General features: G+C 32.9%; 20 protein-coding genes and 2 pseudogenes. 4 read left to right on the top strand and 18 right to left on the bottom strand.

The window, feature by feature from the left end:
* Positions 1-142: 142 nt before the first annotated feature.
* On the bottom strand, positions 143-1,822 hold the full coding sequence (locus tag ACW9XA_RS06030) for a sensor histidine kinase (protein WP_457763468.1): 1,680 nt from the start codon (positions 1,820-1,822) through the stop codon (positions 143-145).
* A gap of 453 nt (positions 1,823-2,275) precedes the next feature.
* Between ACW9XA_RS06030 and ACW9XA_RS06025 the strand changes: the two genes are divergently transcribed.
* The gene (locus ACW9XA_RS06025) at positions 2,276-2,416 is read left to right on the top strand and encodes a hypothetical protein (RefSeq protein ID WP_457763467.1); all 141 of its coding nucleotides are present in this window, start codon (positions 2,276-2,278) and stop codon (positions 2,414-2,416) included.
* 144 nt (positions 2,417-2,560) lie between these two features.
* Here the strand turns inward: ACW9XA_RS06025 and ACW9XA_RS06020 are convergent.
* Positions 2,561-2,845, bottom strand: a pseudogene (locus tag ACW9XA_RS06020) (ATP-binding protein); the annotation flags it as partial.
* Positions 2,846-3,104: 259 nt separating this feature from the next.
* Here ACW9XA_RS06020 and ACW9XA_RS06015 point away from each other — a divergent pair.
* A pseudogene (locus tag ACW9XA_RS06015) lies at positions 3,105-3,260 on the top strand (ATP-binding protein); the annotation flags it as partial.
* 72 nt (positions 3,261-3,332) lie between these two features.
* Here ACW9XA_RS06015 and ACW9XA_RS06010 read toward each other — a convergent pair.
* On the bottom strand, positions 3,333-3,461 hold the full coding sequence (locus ACW9XA_RS06010) for a hypothetical protein (RefSeq protein WP_457763466.1): 129 nt from the start codon (positions 3,459-3,461) through the stop codon (positions 3,333-3,335).
* Positions 3,462-3,548: 87 nt separating this feature from the next.
* On the opposite strand from ACW9XA_RS06010, the gene ACW9XA_RS06005 reads away from it, so the two are divergent.
* Positions 3,549-4,313 (top strand): DUF4377 domain-containing protein, encoded by a 765-nt coding sequence (locus tag ACW9XA_RS06005; RefSeq protein WP_457763465.1) that lies wholly within the window; start codon positions 3,549-3,551, stop codon positions 4,311-4,313.
* 74 nt (positions 4,314-4,387) lie between these two features.
* Here ACW9XA_RS06005 and ACW9XA_RS06000 read toward each other — a convergent pair whose 3' ends face one another.
* A complete protein-coding gene (locus ACW9XA_RS06000) occupies positions 4,388-5,242 on the bottom strand; it encodes a CBS domain-containing protein (RefSeq protein WP_457763464.1) in 855 nt (284 codons plus the stop codon).
* 14 nt (positions 5,243-5,256) lie between these two features.
* The gene (locus tag ACW9XA_RS05995) at positions 5,257-5,673 is read right to left on the bottom strand and encodes a universal stress protein (RefSeq protein ID WP_300326036.1); all 417 of its coding nucleotides are present in this window, start codon (positions 5,671-5,673) and stop codon (positions 5,257-5,259) included.
* Between the two features lie 199 nt (positions 5,674-5,872).
* Here ACW9XA_RS05995 and ACW9XA_RS05990 point away from each other — a divergent pair, with 199 nt between their 5' ends.
* On the top strand, positions 5,873-7,192 hold the full coding sequence (locus tag ACW9XA_RS05990; protein ID WP_457763463.1) for a dicarboxylate/amino acid:cation symporter: 1,320 nt from the start codon (positions 5,873-5,875) through the stop codon (positions 7,190-7,192).
* A gap of 148 nt (positions 7,193-7,340) precedes the next feature.
* On the opposite strand, the gene ACW9XA_RS05985 is transcribed toward ACW9XA_RS05990, so the two are convergent.
* The 13 genes from ACW9XA_RS05985 to ACW9XA_RS05925 form a co-directional block, all read right to left on the bottom strand.
* Positions 7,341-7,595 (bottom strand): Lrp/AsnC ligand binding domain-containing protein, encoded by a 255-nt coding sequence (locus tag ACW9XA_RS05985; RefSeq protein ID WP_457763462.1) that lies wholly within the window; start codon positions 7,593-7,595, stop codon positions 7,341-7,343.
* Between the two features lie 124 nt (positions 7,596-7,719).
* On the bottom strand, positions 7,720-7,848 hold the full coding sequence (locus tag ACW9XA_RS05980) for a hypothetical protein (protein ID WP_457763461.1): 129 nt from the start codon (positions 7,846-7,848) through the stop codon (positions 7,720-7,722).
* 123 nt (positions 7,849-7,971) lie between these two features.
* Positions 7,972-8,718 (bottom strand): hypothetical protein, encoded by a 747-nt coding sequence (locus tag ACW9XA_RS05975; RefSeq protein WP_457763460.1) that lies wholly within the window; start codon positions 8,716-8,718, stop codon positions 7,972-7,974.
* 25 nt (positions 8,719-8,743) lie between these two features.
* Positions 8,744-9,205 carry an SHOCT domain-containing protein gene (locus ACW9XA_RS05970; protein WP_457763459.1) on the bottom strand — a complete coding sequence of 154 codons (462 nt, stop codon included), beginning with the start codon at positions 9,203-9,205 and terminating at the stop codon, positions 8,744-8,746.
* Positions 9,206-9,267: 62 nt separating this feature from the next.
* The gene (locus ACW9XA_RS05965) at positions 9,268-9,699 is read right to left on the bottom strand and encodes a PRC-barrel domain-containing protein (protein ID WP_457763458.1); all 432 of its coding nucleotides are present in this window, start codon (positions 9,697-9,699) and stop codon (positions 9,268-9,270) included.
* A gap of 184 nt (positions 9,700-9,883) precedes the next feature.
* Complete coding sequence (locus ACW9XA_RS05960) at positions 9,884-10,654, bottom strand: N-formylglutamate amidohydrolase (protein ID WP_457763457.1); 771 nt, start codon at positions 10,652-10,654, stop codon at positions 9,884-9,886.
* Positions 10,651-12,282, bottom strand: coding sequence for a gamma-glutamyltransferase (gene ggt / locus ACW9XA_RS05955; protein ID WP_457763456.1), 1,632 nt, complete (start codon positions 12,280-12,282; stop codon positions 10,651-10,653). The genes ACW9XA_RS05960 and ggt overlap by 4 nt, the downstream gene beginning before the upstream one ends.
* A 16-nt stretch (positions 12,283-12,298) precedes the next feature.
* The gene (locus ACW9XA_RS05950) at positions 12,299-13,102 is read right to left on the bottom strand and encodes an ion transporter (protein WP_457763455.1); all 804 of its coding nucleotides are present in this window, start codon (positions 13,100-13,102) and stop codon (positions 12,299-12,301) included.
* A 54-nt stretch (positions 13,103-13,156) separates the two neighbouring features.
* On the bottom strand, positions 13,157-14,803 hold the full coding sequence (gene corA / locus ACW9XA_RS05945) for a magnesium/cobalt transporter CorA (protein ID WP_457763454.1): 1,647 nt from the start codon (positions 14,801-14,803) through the stop codon (positions 13,157-13,159).
* Between the two features lie 87 nt (positions 14,804-14,890).
* Positions 14,891-17,056, bottom strand: a complete 2,166-nt coding sequence (locus ACW9XA_RS05940; RefSeq protein ID WP_457763453.1) for a M20/M25/M40 family metallo-hydrolase — start codon at positions 17,054-17,056, stop codon at positions 14,891-14,893.
* Between the two features lie 33 nt (positions 17,057-17,089).
* Positions 17,090-17,257: a hypothetical protein gene (locus ACW9XA_RS05935; protein WP_300327091.1), complete on the bottom strand. Its 168-nt coding sequence runs from the start codon at positions 17,255-17,257 to the stop codon at positions 17,090-17,092.
* A 502-nt stretch (positions 17,258-17,759) separates the two neighbouring features.
* Positions 17,760-18,560: an amidohydrolase family protein gene (locus ACW9XA_RS05930; RefSeq protein WP_300327092.1), complete on the bottom strand. Its 801-nt coding sequence runs from the start codon at positions 18,558-18,560 to the stop codon at positions 17,760-17,762.
* A complete protein-coding gene (locus tag ACW9XA_RS05925; RefSeq protein WP_457763774.1) occupies positions 18,557-19,168 on the bottom strand; it encodes a GNAT family N-acetyltransferase in 612 nt (203 codons plus the stop codon). The genes ACW9XA_RS05930 and ACW9XA_RS05925 overlap by 4 nt, the downstream gene beginning before the upstream one ends.
* Positions 19,169-19,191: the final 23 nt, after the last annotated feature.

The raw sequence follows: 19,191 nt of genomic DNA, 5'->3' as shown, positions 1-19,191 counted from the left end.
TTGAATCCGATTTGATTTCTATAAGATTTGAACCGTCTTAATTAGAGTATTACGTCGTCTTCAAGGAGTTCAAGTCAATACTTCAATGCCGCAATGGAATTTAGTTTTCATCTTCTATTCTTAATCAATTTTAAAAAAAGGTTTAGGATTTTGGTAAAGATATTGAAAACATAGTAGGGTTATTTTTTACTTTGATTGTTCCGCCGTGTTGTTCTACAATCCTTTTACATGTAACTAATCCTAAACCAGTTCCTTCTTGTTTTGTTGTAAACATAGGTTCAAAAATTTTATCCAACACATTATTTGGAATACCCTCTCCATCATCTATGAACTCAATTATTGTATAATGTTCATCATCATCTGCACTTATGGTGATGGTTCCTTCTTTTTTAATTGCATGAATTGCATTTCTAATTAAATTTATAAACACAACTTCCATTTTTAATAAATCACAGTAAACGTAAATGTCTTTTTCTGGTTTTTTTATCGATATGTTATCTGGAATAATGGTGGTTTTTAGCACAGTATCTAAAATTTCGGACAATAACTTTGATTCTTTTTTTAAAGGTGTATCTTTGATATAATCCAACACATTATTTATCTGATGTTTCATTCTATCAGCAGCAAGTAGTATTTGACCAAGAGTTTCTTTGTCTTTTTCAGATAACTTTTCCTTATTTCTTATCTCAAATAATTGAACTTGTGAAATAATAACAGAAAGAGGATTTCTCAAATCATGGGAGATTCTAGATGATAATTCTCCTACAATTTTCAGTTTTTCGTTTTGGAGTTTGTTTTTTTGATTTTCTTTTAAATCGGATTTCATCTTGTTGAAAGATGTGGCCAATTCTTCTAATTCATCATTTGATTTAATGATTATATCATGATCTAGTGTTCCTCTTGCAATTTCTTTTGTTGATTTTTGTAATTCAATAATAGGTCCAGATAAACGGTTTGAAAGCAAATTTGAAATAAGTAATGATAACAATATAGTAAATCCAACACTTAATCCAGTAACCAATTGAATATCAAACAGTGGTGCAAATGCCTCTTCTTTGTCAATCTTAACTACCAACCCCCAATCTGTTTTATCAATATACTTAGAAGATGACAATACCTCAACCCCCCTATAGTCTATGGTATCCTTGAATTCTGATTCCACTTTTGCTAATGCTCTTGTTATTGGAACGTCTGTTTGTGTAGATAGAATAGTCCTATTTAGTTGCGCACCTGGATCAAATCTTAATGGAGTTATAAAAAGAGCGTCACCATTGGTGTTACGCATTGCCAAAAAAGATTCTCCAGATTCACCCAATCCAGTATAGTCGTTTGTGATGTTTGTTATTGATTGAGGGGAGGATGTAATTGCGATGATCCCTATAACTTTTCCATCCAAAACTAATGGCGCAGATAAGATCATAATTGCATCATTTTGATATTTTGTAAATCGTAAATGTTGTTTGTTTGAATTTGGAAAAATATTTTCAGAAAGAAAATCATATGATTGAAAGGACATAGTCGAAAATAACATATTTTTATCTAGATCAAATATAGTAATTGATTTAAAATCTGAAATTGATTTTAATGCATCATTTAATGTGTTGCGGATTTTTTTTGCATCGACATCATTCTGATCCTGATTAAATGCATCTAAACTTAATCGTAATTGAGTTCTGCTAGTAATACTTGAAAGTCTTTCAAAGTTTCTATCAATAATGTCATTTATTCTGTCTTCTTGTATATTGGCAATGGCATTCCCATCGCTCAATGTATCTTGAATAATTTTCGATTCTAAATTTACATAGTTCAAAATTCCCCCCATACAAATCACCAATAATGTGCTTAGCATTATTGAAAACAGAATTTTGGTTTTTATTTTCACTATTGGTTTTTTATGATGCTAAGATATGAATATAGTGTTAAAGAATATATAAGAACATGTTTATAATTAACTAAATATCGTGATTCTTAGAATCAAACTATCTAGAACATTGAGTATATAAAGTTCTAATCAAATCACAGATTTAGTTATCCAGTACAGGTCAGAAGGGCAATTATTTCAAGTATCCAACAAGATCTATCACATACAATGCAATTGTTCAACTAGACACAATCAAAATGATCGAACCATGATACATTACATGACAAAGGTTTACAATTTGATTTGTAAACATGTTTTATTTTTTAATCTAAATAATTTTAATAATTCAATTAAAAATTCCAAATTTGGAACTATGAGCATTACATTATATTGCATACAATCATACAATAACACATGAGCAAGCGCATAACAATAATGATAGATGATGATCTGGATAAAAAACTTCGACAAATTCAGGCAAAAAACATACAAAAAAACAACGGATCATTTAGCTATTCTAGAGCAATAAATGAGACACTGCGAAAGGCAATCTAATTCAAGTTTAGATTATTCTAATTTTTCTAATACTTTATCATAAGTTTTCATCTCGTCTTTTGACATTACATTCTTTTTGAGATACCATAGTATACTCTTGTTGATTCCAAGTTCTTTCTTTCCTCTGGAGATATGCTCAAAATTTTATTTCTCTGTTTTTTGCTCTAATGGAAGCGTAATCTTGAACACCGTTGGTGGAGAGGTAACAGATATTGTTCCACCGTGTGCCTTTATGATGTCATCTACACTAGACAATCCCAATCCCGTTCCTTGGGTTTTTGTTGTAAATAGAGGTTCAAAAATTTGTTTGATGTCTTTTTTGGATATCCCAACTCCAGAGTCTTCAAACTCCAATATCAGATTATTTTCTTCAGTCCTTGCACGTATTGCAATGCTTCCCTTTGTATCAATTGCATCAACTGCGTTGGATAAAAGATTCCCATATTACAGGTTCAAACCCATGTAATTTTGAAAAATATGAATCCCAATCAGAGTACATAACTGCAGAACTAGATAGTTTTTGAAAATATCAAAATAAAACCAGACATTATAATGAAAGGTTTGATTTTGACAACATGTTCGAAGATCATACAGAATTAAAATATCTTTTACTCTTGTAGTATTAAGTAAAAGATTTATGAGATTCATATTTTTTTAAAATTTATGATTCTAAGATGGTGGTTCTGGACTAGGACTCTCCATATGTAAGGGAATTACTGAAGGTTTGGGGGGAACAATTGGTGTCAATAGCAAGGTTGGTGAAGGTTCTGAATTTTATATCAAACTTCCAAAACAATTGGTTTTGAATTCAAATGAATTTTCTCGTTCTCAAACAGACAAGTAGGCATTGGTATGAATTATTCACCTCCAAATGAAAACTAAATAAAATTCAACAGGGTAAATATCGCAGTAATAGTTAATCAAGATATTCTCTTTTTCTTCTATATGCCCCACATTTAGGACATGGCTTTTTTTTCTCACCTTGAGGAGTCAAATCTAAAGGAGTCCCACAATCAAGACAGGATTCTGTAATGTTTGTTGACATGAGTTTCCTGATATGTTAAGCACTTAAGCCTATTGAAATTTAGAGATTAATCACAACGATTAAGAATTAATCATAAAAATGGACAACATGAAAAAGACAATTCCTATTGCCATTGGAATTACAGTTATCGGATTAATTATCGGAGTAGTTATTGGAGTAAATTTTCTGGGTGAAGAAAATACAGATGTCCTCCAAACAGATTCAGAATCCAAATACAGCATAACGCAACAAGATTTGAAAATAATGGTAAAAGATTGGATGGACAATCCAGACGAGGATGATAAAAACCAGCGTCTTGAGATCATGAAAGCATATTATACATTTGAAGCGACAGGTCAAAAATTAACACAAGACAGAGACGGACTTGTTTTGATGAATCAAATCAGAAAAATGGTCAGTCTTGACATACCAAAATCAGAGCTTGATCAATTAAAACAGTATATCCAGAAAGAATTCAACACATATGAGGCGGATGAAAAATGCTCAATTCAGTGCTTGGTTTATGATCCTGTTTGCGGAGAGGACAACATCACTTATGCATGTGGTGTTGAAGATGCCAAATGCCATAATGTCAAGGTCAAATATTCAGGAGAATGCAATGCATTATCAGAAACCAAGATTTTGTACGTTGATTCAAAACTAGTAGATTGTGTAGGTGTAGGTCCTCAACAATGCATGTCAATTAGAGAAAATCCAAATTCAGATTGGCAAATGTTTTATGACAAAATAGATGGATTTGACTTTCAAGAAGGAACACAATACAAACTTGAAGTAATGATCAGTAATGTTGAAAATCCACCTGCAGATAGTTCATCATTAAAATATACTCTAATAGAAATTCTTGAACCCTAAATCAATTACAAGAATAAACCCAGTTTGGATTATTTTTAATTAAAAACTATTCCAAGTTAGAATACTGACAAATTTTATGATTTGTTGTCAATGTAAATAGCTTTTAAGATATCAGTTTTGCTAACAACTCCAGCTAATTTGCCATTTACTCGCACGCCGACACCGTTAATTCTATTCTGAATCATTTCTTCACATGCTACAGTAAGGTCTTCATCAAAGTCTACAGATTCAAAAGTATTTGTCATTACATCTTTTGCTTGAATTGTATTTCCAAATCCCGAATCAGAAAGGAATCCCTTTCTTGTAAAAACTACAGATATTGTAGGATCTGAGCTGTCTAATACAGCATCAGTGTTTCCCTGTTCTAAGGCAACATGGAATAGATCACGAAATGTCATAATCCCTTGTGGCTCATTGTTTTGATTTTTTAAGAAGATTCTAGAGATTTTTTGGTTAACCATTTCAGATACTGCATGCCTCAATGTGACATCATGATCCATTGAAATGTAAGATATAGTCATCACATCACCAACAGTGTGTTTTTTTGGATAATTTTGAATATAATATTGGGCAATGTCAGTTTTAGTAATTATTCCAACTAATCCTTGAGCAGTAGAGCTTACACCAAGAGAACCAATTTTTTTGTCCAGCATTATTTCTACGCAAGACTCTACATTCATAGATTCATTTACAGATGTGAGAGTTTTCATAAGTTGGGAAGCAGGTATATCATCAAGATTTTTTTCAGAATCATCTTCAAGTAAAAATAATCCAATATCTTTTTCAGTGATTATTCCCACAGGTTTACCATTATCAATCACAATTAATCTGCTAATTTTATTTTTCAATAATTCTGAAATCACATGACTAAGAGAAGAATTTTTTTCAATTGTAATTGGCTTTTGCATAATTGAAATTAAATCAGACAATTTAGTTCGACCAATTATTTTATCAAATATACAGGGATTTTGGATTTTTGAAGAACATGGTTTGAAACGCTTCCAATCATATCTTTAGAGGCAGAACCAGCACCAGTTGTACTCATCACAATATGATCAAACTTGCCTGATTTTGCAGTATGCAAAGTAACATGACTAGGGGAGCCTCGCAGAAGTTTTGTAGTAAATTTAACGTTCTTGTTTCCTGCACGTTTTGTTGCTTTGTTTAGAATGATTTTTCCATCTTCCTCTAATTGTTTGTCAAATGCTTTTGTTCTTGGACCTCCCTCAATAACATGAGGGATTACGTAGATTGCAGTTACTTGACCGTGTGTAAACCCTGCAAGTGTAATTGCTCTATCCAAGGCTTCAAAGGATTTTTTTGAGCCGTCAATAGGTACTAAAATTCTGTTAAGATCCACAAAGAAAACCATAAACCATCTAATATTAAGATTGAACTGATTCTCAATAAAGAAATCAGATATCAAGAGTTGCAAGATATCAAAAATTTGGAAGAGAATTCATGAAAAAGATAGACAGTTTACAAGAAAAGCATGAAAAACACAATCATTAACAAAAATTACATTTTTTTTAATATAATAGAAATAGGACAATACTATATTGGCACTGAAATCATTCAAGTATTCTATTCCTCAGGTCACATATCTTGTAAAGAAAAAATTATGGGCTCAGGTGCTTTTTGCGTTATTTTTAGGATTAATCGTAGGCACAATTTTAGGGCCAGAGTTTGGAATTGTGGAAAAAGATACAGCAGAAATAATTACTGATTGGTTATCCATTCCTGCCAATCTCTTTCTAAAAATCATTCAAATGATTATTGTGCCATTAATCTTTGCATCTATAATTAGAGGACTTACGTCGTCTGGAAGTTTAGAGCAGCTTCAAAAAATGGGCCTTGGGGTCGCCTTGTATTTTGTTGCAACAACTGCCATAGCATTGACAATTGGAATTATCATGGTAACTACCATTGCACCAGGGAATTTTATTGATAGTTCTTTGATTAGAGAAAGCTTTGGAATTGAAGATGCAGTGCCGGTTCAAGGTGAAGAGATATCTATTTTTGATATTCCTCAAAGCATCATAGGAGTTATTCCAAGCAATCCATTGGCATCTTTTATGTCTGGTGAAATGTTAAGCATCATTGTTTTTGCAATAATTATTGGAGTTTCAATGATCACATTACCCAAAGAAAGTTCAAAACCAATACTTGACTTGTTAGAATCTGTTCAAAAAATCACATTAAAAGTAGTATCATGGGCAATGCGTTTAGCTCCATTTGCAGCATTTGGTTTAATGGCAGGCATCACATCAAAGCTTGGATTGTCTGCACTTACTGGATTGGGGGCATACATGCTAACTGTTGTCGCAGGTCTTTTTGTGATGATTTTTGTTTACATGTTAATCATTAAATTTTTCACAAAGAGACCACTGTTTTCAACTTTTACAATGATGAGAGATGCACAATTGCTAGCATTCTCAACTTCCAGTTCTGCTGCAGTTATGCCATTGTCAATTAAAACCGCAGAAGAAAAGATGAAAGTAAAACCCAAAGTTTCTCAGTTTGTCATTCCTTTAGGAGCTACAATCAACATGGATGGAACAGCATTGTATCAAATAATTGCAGTATTTTTCTTAGCGCAGCTCTTCAATATGGATTTAGGATTTACCACAATTTTACTGATTTCTTTGACTGCCCTTGCAGCATCAATTGGTGCACCGTCAGCTCCAGGCACAGGAATAGTCATTCTTTCAACAATTTTGATAGCTGCTGGAATTCCTCCAGTGGCAGTAGTGTTACTATTAGGAGTTGACAGAATTTTAGACATGACTAGAACCATGGTCAATGTCACAGGGGACCTTACTGCTTGTTTATTTTTTGATAATAAAATCAAGGATGAACATCCCAAAGTAAAATCATAAGCATGGTGTTGAAAATAAATTAATTTTATTCAGAATTGTTTCTGAATGATCAAATTTTTTTTCTTTTACGCTTTGATAATGGCTGTCATTTAAGAGAACGTTGTTTCTCAAGTAATCTATGTCAGGTGTAATAATCACAGACTTGTCTTTAATTTTCTTGATCTATACTTCCACCCTGACCATACAATACGTGCATGGTAAAAGTATCAGTGACGTCAGGGTGATTTCTCAATCTTCGGATAATCTCTTCTACGCCGTTAGGATCTATAGTTTTGACTTTGAGAAAAATATCATATTTGCCCCAAATTCCGTTGATTTCAGTTATCTCAGGTAGTTCTTTGAGTTCAGAAATAACATTCATTTCGCTACCGGTGTTACAATTTATGAGAATGTATGCTTGCATACATTAAATCTCATTTAAGATAAATAAAGATACCCTATAAATTGCAAATATTTGTAAAGTTCACCTCAAAATTTACCATTTCGTAAAAGGTAATTTTTTGATAAACCAAATGAAGAAATATGTTTTATTCAGGTTCAGGATTTTCGTCTTCTTTTAGCAGACTCCCTATAATATGGACATGAGACAATTTTTTGAATACAAATACAGAATCTTCAATCAGTAATACTGCTATTCCAATACAATAGTCCTGCAATTATTCCAATTAGCATAAACCCAATAATTGTTGGGAATTTTATTTTTTAGTATTCCTACACCGATCATACCTCACCTAGCAACAATGCTAACAATACAAATCAGTTACTTCAACAGTAATAATTTAGACGAGTTTTCCAGTAATTGCATCTACTCGTGCAACAATAACTTTATTTTTATTATCATAACACTTTGTCTCATAAATCGGGACAAATATCTCACGAAATTCTGTTATGATGTATTCTTCATGATTAATTTTCAAATCATGTTTTAGACTATCTTTAAGTCTATGAGATAGTTTTAAAAAAATATCATCATCAGATAGATTGTTTCTTCTAATATGATCTTTGTTTATTTCCAGAACCTTTTGCGCATAATTTTCTACTGAATCTGAACTGGTGCTATAATGGAAAGCAGTTTCTAATCCATTATTGTCTAAATATATAGAATCAGTCATGCTTTTTACTACATTTTCACTTACTTTGATTTCCAAATCTTGTTTAGATATTCCAACTCCTTCTTTCATCTTTTTCCCAAATTTTTTCCACACACCAGATTTATTTGAAATCGGGAATTTTTCATTACCAATTGTAACTTCAGTCACATCAGGATCTACTTTGATCACATATGATGTGTCTCGATTAAAATCAATGTCATAATGACCCATGACAAAAACGAATTGCTCAAAATATAATTGGGGACTTTCAATGGTTACTTCGTCAGGTTTTGGTCGTCTTAATGTAGAGCCAAAAAAGGATGTTTTCTTTTTCTCTAAAACACTCACAACATCTTGAGGCAATAATTTAGTCCTTAATACGATAGTTTGTTTAGACGGTATATTTCCAGGTTTTAGATTTTCCTCATGAACCAATTTTATTTCAAATCCTTACCAAATTTCATATTCTATCTAAGATTTTTTTCTTTTTATCATTGAATTCCTTATCAGTGATGATTCCTAATTCTTTTAGTTTAGCTAATTTTTCTAAAACTTCAAGACTTGTAGAACCATATTGTGTGCCAATTTTTATTCGTCCTACAAATGATTCAAAGAAGAGGAAAAAAGCACGAGATATTTTTTTATAGAATTTAGGGCTGTTCTTTTTTAGCATATTTTTTTGTTCTAACCCTTTGTCACGGATTTTTAGTGAGTTGATTTTTATTGTTTTCAGATACTCTTTGGATTTGAGATAGTCTGCAGTATCATTAGTAATTTGATTGATTTTTGCAATAGATTCTTTTCCAAGATGTTTTCCATGCTCTACTGTTTGTGAATAATTTTTTGTAACATCATCAAGAACATGCTCTTGTTTTTTCTTGATAGTTTTTCCAAGATTTTCGTTTTCTTTTTTATCAACCATTCTGTTGTTACCAAGTTTTTGGTGTATAGGTATTATTTTAACAGATACATAGTTAGGTGATACTAATTGAGAAATTGGCCTTTAATTGTAATCTTATCTCCAACACCTACAATTCCTTCAGAAGGGACAATTTTTGATTTAAATCGAGATTTTATCTCCAAAGTTTCAATTTTGTTTGTTTCAGAATTAAGATTGATTTTGATTACTTTTCCTATTGATTTTCCATCAACATCTACAATTTTGTCATGAGGTTTAATTGGAATTGAATTTAATTTAAGAGAAGATTCAGTCAAAATTTCAAAATAAGTGACAGAAATGAAATATGGTGCAGATAATCTTCGTTTGACCATGACTCCAGATATCGAGAAGGTTTTTGGATCAATGCATATTGATTGGATTTTTCCGCAATCATTTCCCTTACGGTCAAAAACAGGTATTCCGATAAATTGTTGGCCAGACCAATACTTGCCTGAGACTTTACTTTGATTTTTCATGTTTTCGACCTAAGAGATCTCTTTAGCACATTTTGCTGAGCAACAAACCCTGTACAAGTCATGGAATTCATTTCCACAGTGTTTGCATGTTCTAATCATACTCATAGAAGAAGATAAAAAAAACGCCTAATCAGAAACAGACTCAAAGAAAATTGACATTTGATATATCAGAAAAACATGAAATTTAGATTTTTGAGAACAAAAGATCAAGCGATTTTTCAAATTGCCTGTTTAATTTTTGAAGATGATTAGGATCCACAGTAAGAGAATCTTCATCATACCAAGGGGATTGCAAATACAAGTCTCTGTTCATCTCAACTTGAATCCAAGGAAATGGCTTATTACCATATGTTTTAGTTATGTAGCCTCCATGAAATGGATTGTTTATGTATATTTCATCCCTGTCAATGGAATATGATTTTGATATAGAATCGGCAAGCAATTCAAGCATTTCTTGTGATGATGTTTGCCCATCATTGTTTGACAAACAAAACTTTGGCCTAGGATTTTTGTTTCCATCAGGAGATATTCCAGGTGCGATAGATGCCATCGAATGACAATCAAGGCATAATTGCAAGTCTAATTCCTCAAGACTTTTTTGTATAGACCTATGGTATGGCATATAATACATCTCTATCAACAAACTGCAAAGAGTTTGATCAGGCGCTTTTCCATTTGTGTAGATGGGCTTTTGATAACAAGTCATACTTTTTATCAATCCGTCAGGATTATCTGGGGGCATGTCTTCTTTAGAGCGATTAAGATCCACAAAGGCTCTTGCAATATCTGTTTTAATTACACGTTGAACCTTGTCGCCCAAATCATATAGTTCTATCACAAAAGGATCAGAATCATCAAACAGATCTTTTTTTGTTATAGACAAATGTCCATCAAGTTCTACAGGCTTTCTTGTTCCTCCATGAGGAATTGATAGTAATATTGGGAATTTAGTCAATCCACACCTTCTGCTATACCGTCACGCCTTACTTCAGCTACACCATGAAATCCATCCTTGGTTTGAAGTTTCATTATAGCATGAATTGCTCCATGATAAAAGGAATATCGGTCTTTGATTGAAATTTCATATCCCATTTTTTTAAGATAGTCGATAATTTCAGTTCTAAATCCTCCATCTTCAATGCTTACATTCCCAGCAATGGAGCAGTGGAATCGAGGTCTTTCAATTGCCTCACTCATTGGAAGATCACCATCAATCACTCGTGACAGAAATTGAGTAATTGTAGAAAAAATCCTCTGACTGCCAGGACTTCCAACTACCATCCATAATTTAGAATCATTAAAAATCAATGCTGGAGAAACAGAAGTCCAAGGAATTGAATTAGGACGAATATAGTAAGGATGATTAGGATTTGTAAACTCAAATGCAGACATGTAATTGTTGTACAAGAATCCAAGGCCTTCAGCTGCAGCTTTTGAGCCATATGCCAGCTCTATAGACTGAGTAATGCCTACAGCATTTCCTTCATTATCCATGGTAGAAAGATGTGTGGTATCTTCTCCACCAAAATCGGGATCAATCATAGGTAATGTTGCATCCATGGAATTATGAATAGAATCTGCCATCTGTTTTGCAAAGCTTCGTTGCAAATGTAGTTTATCCTGAACTTGATCGTATGTATGTCTATTAAAGGGTCGTTGAACTCTATGCAAAAATGCCTTTCTAAAAGTTTCAGCGACAAAATGATATGAACTTAATTTCGAACTACGCAAAAACTTTGAAGGAAGGTGATTTAACATCATCAATGTAAGTAAAAGAGTTCTTCCTGCAGCAGGAGGGGGTAACGTGACAACTCTTACATGTCTGTATTTTCTGCTAATCGGTTTTCGAATCAGAGGTTCAGGAATGTATGACAAATCTTCTTCTCGAATCAAACCTCTGTTATTTTTCATATCAAGAACAATTTTTTTTGCGATTTCACCATGATAGAAAATTTTATACCCATAATCTGAAATTGTGCTGAGTGTTTCAGACAGATCTTCTTGAATGAATCTATCGCCTACATCATATGGAACAATACCATCTTTTAAGAAATATTTTGCTCCAGATTTTGATTTGACTGAAAGAAAATTTTCCAATTCTCTTTTTTGTAAAGAATGCTGAAGTTGAGTGATTTTGTATCCTTTTTTTGCGATCCTAATTGAAGGTGCAACAATTTTTTGCCATTCCAATCTGCCATACCTATCATGTAAAAATCCAATCATAGCCAATGTACTTGGAACTGTTGTTGCTCTGTAACCAAGACGACGAGTTCTTTTCTTTTTGAACTTGGACGAGTGAGCTAATGAAGGAGAACGACTAGAGCCATCAATTGCATATGATTTTCCATCGATATAGATAATTCCCATAGATTGACCGCCAATTCCAGAAGCCTGAGGCTCACAAACACCTAATGCAAGTGAAGTAGCACATGCTGCATCAATTGCATTTCCTCCTTTTTTGAGCATTTCAACTCCAGCTTTTGTGGCATCAGGAAATGCTGATGATACCATGCCTCTTTTTGCTACAGAACATTTCTTGTTAGAAGTGGGTTTAAACGATTGTTCTATTTGTTCAATATCCAATATTCAGTTTCCTTCTCTAACTTGGAGTTATATCTTTTCCACAGTGAGGACATGTGTTTTTGTTCTCATCTCTTTTCTTTCGAAGCTCTTCTGTAAATGCAGATGCCATAATTCCTGTAGGGATTGCATATACTGCAATTCCTAAAATTGCAACTCCGCCTCCAATAATTTTACCAGCTATAGTGACAGGGTATGTATCACCATATCCTATTGTTGTAAGTGTGATTACCCCCCACCACATTGATGCAGGAATACTGGAGAATATTTCTGGTTGAGCTTCATGCTCTGCATAATACATCATACTAGAAGCAAAAATCAAAACAATGAAAAGAATAAAAAATGCTACTGCTAGATCTCCTGCCTTTGATTTGAATACTTCCCCCAATGTTTGCATGGGATCAGAATATCGTGCAAGTTTGAATAGCCTAAACAATCTCAAGAGTCGAATTATTCTGATGAATCGAGTATCTGTAACGACAAAAGGCAAGAAGAATGGTAGTATTGCAGATAAATCAACTAACATCATAGGACTAAACATGAATCTAATAAAACCAAACTTTGAATAATTATATTTTGGATTTAATTTACAAACAATTATTCTTCCAACATATTCTGCTGTAAAAATAATTATTGAGAACACTTCAAAGGGAGTAAAGAGATAACCGTATTCATCTAAAACAGATTCTTCTGTTTCGATTATTACTACAAGTACGTTTACTGCAATCAAAGCAATGATGAAAATTTGAAAGCCTTTTGTGGCTTTGTCATTAGTAGTTCCCTCTAGAATTTCATATGCTCTTTTCAGAACTTTGTTGGTCATGATTCATTTACAAACAATAATTTCCTTAGAAAATTGATTTTGTCTAGTCTCAAATTAGATCCACCTCTTTTTCCTAAACCAAGCAATCATCATTCCTGAGATCAAAGCCATCCCAATTAGCATGACAAAATAGCTTCCTCCCCATTGCAATTCTGGAACATATGAAAAGTTCGTTCCATAGATGCCAGCGATGAACGTAATTGGAATAAAAATTGCCGCAATTACAGTAAGAGTTTTCATTACTTCATTCATGCGGTTGCTCACGCTTGACAGATAAGTGTCAAGCATTCCACCAATCACATCACGGAGCCCTTCAATAGAATCAGTGACTTGTATTACATGGTTGTAAACATCACGAAGATACGTCCTTGTATCATCAGATATCAAAGATGTTGAATCACGCCCCAGATAATCTATAATTTCACGTGCGGGCCAGATTGATTTTCTCAATGAAATCATTCGACGTTTCAATGTTTGAATGGTTTGCATAGTTTCAGGATCAGGATTTGCCATCAATTCTTCCTCAATATCTTCTGTCATGTCACCTACTTTTTCAATAACCAGAAAATAGCTGTCTATGATTGCGTCAATTATTGCATATGTGAGGTAATCACTTTGAAGTTTTCGTATACTTCCTGAATTGTTTCTTAATCTATTTCGTATTTGATCAAAAAAATCAGCACTATGCTCTTGAAAAGTCAAGACGTGGCCTTGAGCTAAAATTATCGAGATCTGTTCTAAATCCAGTTTGCCAGTTTTATCATCATAATGAGGCATCTTTAACATGAGTAGGACATAGTTGTCAAATACCTCTATGTATGGTCTTAGTTCAGTGTTCATTATGTTTGATTGATGAAGTGCGTGGATGTCAAAATCATCTCCAAAAGTTTTAATGATTTCTGCATCATGAACACCTACTACATTTATCCAAGATACATTTGACTTGTTTTTAGATTCTAAGCATTCTTTGATTGAAGCATTAGGAATTTCATGGATGTTTTTCTCATCATATTCTATCAAGTTCATTGTAACTTGTTCTACTCTTCTCTCTCCAACATGAATTAAAGCTCCAGGACGATGTCCAATTGTATCAGACAACGTTGTTTTCTGAGTTTTTGTTTTATTCATAATACGCGAAATGTTTGTGATATCTTGTAATCCAAAGTCTTTTGTAATTTCTTTAACTTTAGATGTCTTACTTGCTACTCCTACAATTATGAATCCAGCAATAATTGAAAAAAGTATACTAACAGTTAGAGGTGCAAAATCACCTATTATCGCAGCCTGATATATTGCACTAACATCAGTTTTCGTTCCAGGTTCTACAACCATTCCGATTACAGTATCAAGTAAGAAAAATAGAAAAGAGATAGAAGCGCCAATAATAATAGCAGTAACTACAGTAATCTTTGGAGGAATTTCAATATCTTTTTCACCCTTGTACGGTGACAGATATCTTTTGTATCTGATTATCAACAAAGCCATAGCCGTAATTATTATGGTTGAAATAATCCACCAAATTACAAGCCAAGGACCATGTTGGGATTCAATTTGTTCTACTCCAGATATGAGATCTTGAATATTTCCTGTCAGAGGTATAGAAAGCAAAGATGTTGCTATTCCAATAACAATTTGATATAGAAAAGCAAAAGTAAATCCATAAACAAGTCGATTAATGATGATTCCAAGGGATTCTTTCAATTCTATATCATCCCAATTGAATTCCTTTGTATTATAACACTTCTAAACTATTAAGAAGTACAGTACTCAAGAAAACTAATTTCAATATTATTTTTCAGCGCATCTATAGATTACAGATGACAATAAGGCAGATCTGTCTACAATACTATCATGTATGATGTATTCTTTAGTTGAACGATAGTTATGGCCCAAGGGTCCAAATCCATCCAATGCAGGAAGCTTAGTTGGAACATTACAAATATCTGAAGAGATGAGTTGAGAATGTTTTTTAATTTTGATTTCATGTTTTTTAGCAAGGTCTTCAACCAATTCGTAAAATTTAGTGTCAGAGGGTTCTTCTAATACAGCAGGTCTAGTTTGAATTGTGTTTATAGACACATCTAGTTTTTTTGAACCTGTCTCCTTCTTTTTCATTATGGATTGAATTTTTGATTCGACTAATTCGCCTAGTTTTTTTGTTTTGTAACTGCATATCAATGTCATTGTAGCAAAATTCGGAGTATTACCATGAGAGCCCTTTGAAATAACAGACGTAGTTCTTAATCGATAATCTTTTTCATCTTTTGATAGTTTTTCAAGTGCAGTTAATTTTTTTGCCAAAATAGGTATAATTCCATGAATATCTGAAGATGACTGATCGTTTGCAGTAAATCTAATCTGATAATCATTTCTACCATAACATGTAGTAATTATTCCATTATCTATGCTGCCAGATTTGAGTCCAATAACATATCGCGACTTTTTAGAATATTCTTTGACAAATTTTTTACTGAATCTGCCACCTAGACTATCATCTGTTGTAAGCAATATTCCACATTTCACTTTTTTGAGTTTTTTTGCAAATCGTAATGCATGTAATGCACCTAACATTACAGTTAAACCACCTTTACTTTCAGCAATTCCTGAACCAAAAATTTTATCATCATCTTCATGATAACTAATTAAATCATCAGGACCATAGTGTGTATCAAGATGAGAAACTAGCAAAACATCATTTTCAGACTCTGTATGGTTTTTAAAATAGTAGAAATTTCCAACGTCGTGTTGCCTATGAATATGTTCACTAAATCCAAGATGTTTTAATCTCTTAGAAATCATAGTTCCTAATTGATTTACATTTTCGATATTGTATACATGTGTGTTCAAATTTACAAAATTTTTCATAGTTTCTTTTAGACTATGTAAATGACCTCTCAAATAGGTTCTAGCAACAACTCGTAATGGTTGAGTTAAATCAGCTTCAGATTCATGATGTTGTATGGAAGATCCGAAATATCTTATTACTGAAACATCTAAAATTTTATTGATTAGTGATTCGTATGTATATCCAGCAACTTTTGCTGCATGAAAATACGAACCACCCATTCCAAGACTAGCCATTGAATTTAATTCAAGAATATACAGATTTTCATCTTTATCCATTCTAAAATCAACTCTAGCATAATCATTTAGTCCCAAAGAAGCAAATGCTTTGACACACATCTGTTTCATCTCTTCTGTTTTTGCTTTAGATAATTTTGCAGGACAGGTTTTATCAACACCACCTTTTTTCTTTTTATCAGAAATGGTTTGGATTTGATCTGGATGATCTAGATTTATTTCAACAATTGGAAGAACGTCAATGTTTGGACTATTTCCTAGCAACCCCACTGCAAATTCTCGTCCCGAGATGAATTGTTCTACCAAGATATCTTGTTGGAATTTTTTAAGCTGAACTTTTACTGCAGCTCTTAGATCATCCCAATTATCAACAACTTCCATTCCCATAGAAGTGGACTCTAATTTTGGTTTTACAATTACAGGGAATATTAAATCATCATATGTATCCTCAGGAGTTCTAAACACCCAAAACCCAGGAGTAGGAATGTTGTTTTTTTGCAAAACAATTTTTGTCATCACTTTGTCTTGAACTACTGCATGGCCTGCAGGACCTGATCCCATATAGGGAATTCCAAGCATCTCCATCATGGCTGGAACGTGAGTGTATCTATTTTGACCCTGAATGCCATATGCCATGTTAAACACCATTCCAGGGTTTTCACCAGCCACCACTTTTGGCATGAATTCTCGTAATTCATCAGCGAGATGAATGTCCCCTTCTACCACTTTTACAGTATGGCCACCTTTTTCTAATGCTCTTGCAACCCTTTCGACAGCTTTGGAACTGTAATGTTCTTTGGTAGTCATTCCAAAGACATTGATTACATCATTAGGATCTATTTGTGTCTCATTATAGATTAGAGCTACTTTCATTCTACGGTTAGTAAGTTTTAGAGTATTAGTATTTTATTGAGCCTGCTTTGCTTTTTTCTGTGACCATGTCTGTTCATTGATTTGATGGCATTTACAATCAGCAGACTTGCCTTTGCAGTTTTTCTGATGTAATGTTGTATCACATTTGTTACAGTCAGGATCTCTCCAGCTTGCTTGATTTCCACAGTTAGGACATCTCATGTTTTTTCACCTCTTTACAATCCTATTAAGATGGATCTTTTTGAATTCATTTTAAAATCAGATAACCAGTTGTCTTTATTCTGATTCAAATCAATTAGAATCAATCTTAATAATTTAAAAAATATAGTATTACAGTGAATTCGTGATAAGACAGCTGTCATCTCCCGTATATTACAGGTCTGCCTTCATGAAATTCACTTGTAGAACGTTGAAGAGATAAATTCAGATACAAAAATTTTCAGTAGACTCCAAAAGATAATAATTTAGAATTAATCAGTCTATGTTTTTGTTTAAAGGGGATTTGTTCCAGATAAACTGAATTAATATCTAGAATTACAATAAAAACAATCAATTAATTGTTCATTGTTTTTGATTGAAGGTTTTTCTTTCCGTATGGTTTTAGCCAACTAGGTTTTGCCTACAAACCTTGTAACGGCAAAAAGAAAATCAAAATCCAGAAATTTAAACGTAGTGAAGAATTTGTACGATGTAATTCATCAGGTTATGAAATCTTGAATAATTTTTTGGCATTTTTGTACATGAAGTTATCTCTGAATTCTTTTTTGATATTTAGTTTAGCTACAAAATTAAGATATGAATCCATGCTGCTTATGGGCCAATCTGTTCCATAAAGTAAGTATTTAGGCTCACCTGCATAATTGATCAACTCTGCAACTTTTTCTTTCATCATTTTTTCAAAGAAATGATCAAACGAACCTACAACGAGTCCAGATACATCGGCATAGACATTTTTATTTTTATAAATTACTTCTTGTGCATCCTGAATCCAAGGATTACCTAAATGGCACATTACGATTTTGAGTTCAGGGTTGTCTACTGCAACATCATCTAGATTAAGAGGCCTAGAATATCGTAACTTTCCTTTCTCAGAATAAGTATCTCCAGTATGAAACATCACAGGAATGTCAAATTCAATACATGTATCATAGACTTTTTGATATTTTTCATCATATGGATAATAGTGCTCATAGCCTGAATAGATTTTCATGGCTTTGATTTTTCCCTCTTTGATCCATTCCCTATAGATTTTGAGATCTTCATCAGTGTGATTATCTATAGTAAATCCTGCAGCAATTCCAAGATTATCATATTTTTTGATGGCATCAATGATTTGTTTTGTTGATGGTCTTTCGGCATTTGTTTTGTAAGAAGATAAGATTATTGAATAATCCACATTGTTGTTGATCATCTCATTTTGAAGCATTTTCAGTCTATCTTCAAGCAAAGGAACATGTTGAGTTAGTTCATATTGATTTACATGAACATGACAGTCAATAATCATGATTTTTCTACAAAATTAGGATTTTTCCATTCAATAAAAGTTGCATTATTTAATGAACGTGGATCTTTCATATAATTAGGCAATATTTTGATAAATTTAAAGCCGTTTCGTATCTGAAAAGACAATACAGGTTCTTTGATTTCATGTTTTTTGACTTTTGCAACATATTCTAAAGGAGTGAATTCTTTTGCATGTTCACAATAATTAAACAATCTTGCACCTGCAATGATTCTACGTAAATTCAGATTTATTGCAAGTGTTTTTCTTGCATCATACAATTTTGTGGCAATACCCAACCTCCTATAATCAGGGTGAGAAGATACATCTGCACCGTATAAAGAATCTCCTTTCGGGTTATGGTTTTTGAAGAAACTGTCACCACATGCATCTTTCCATGTATGTGTTTCATAATCTGATTTGAGTTTGATAATCAAACTGCTACACGAACCGACAATTTTTCCATTATATTCTGCAACAAACTGACCTTGAGGGAAAACTTTCAAGTGAGCTTTCAGTTGTTCAGATTTCCAGTAAACACCTTCTGCTGCCATGTATGGAAATGCAAGTTTTTGTAATTCAACAATTTTTGGAAGATCATCTTCAGACATTTGTCGAATTATTACATGGCTGT

This window comes from Candidatus Nitrosopumilus sp. bin_6a (assembly GCF_054095695.1).
Note: the sequence above shows the minus strand (reverse complement) of the source record. Positions and strands in the feature narration are given on the sequence as shown.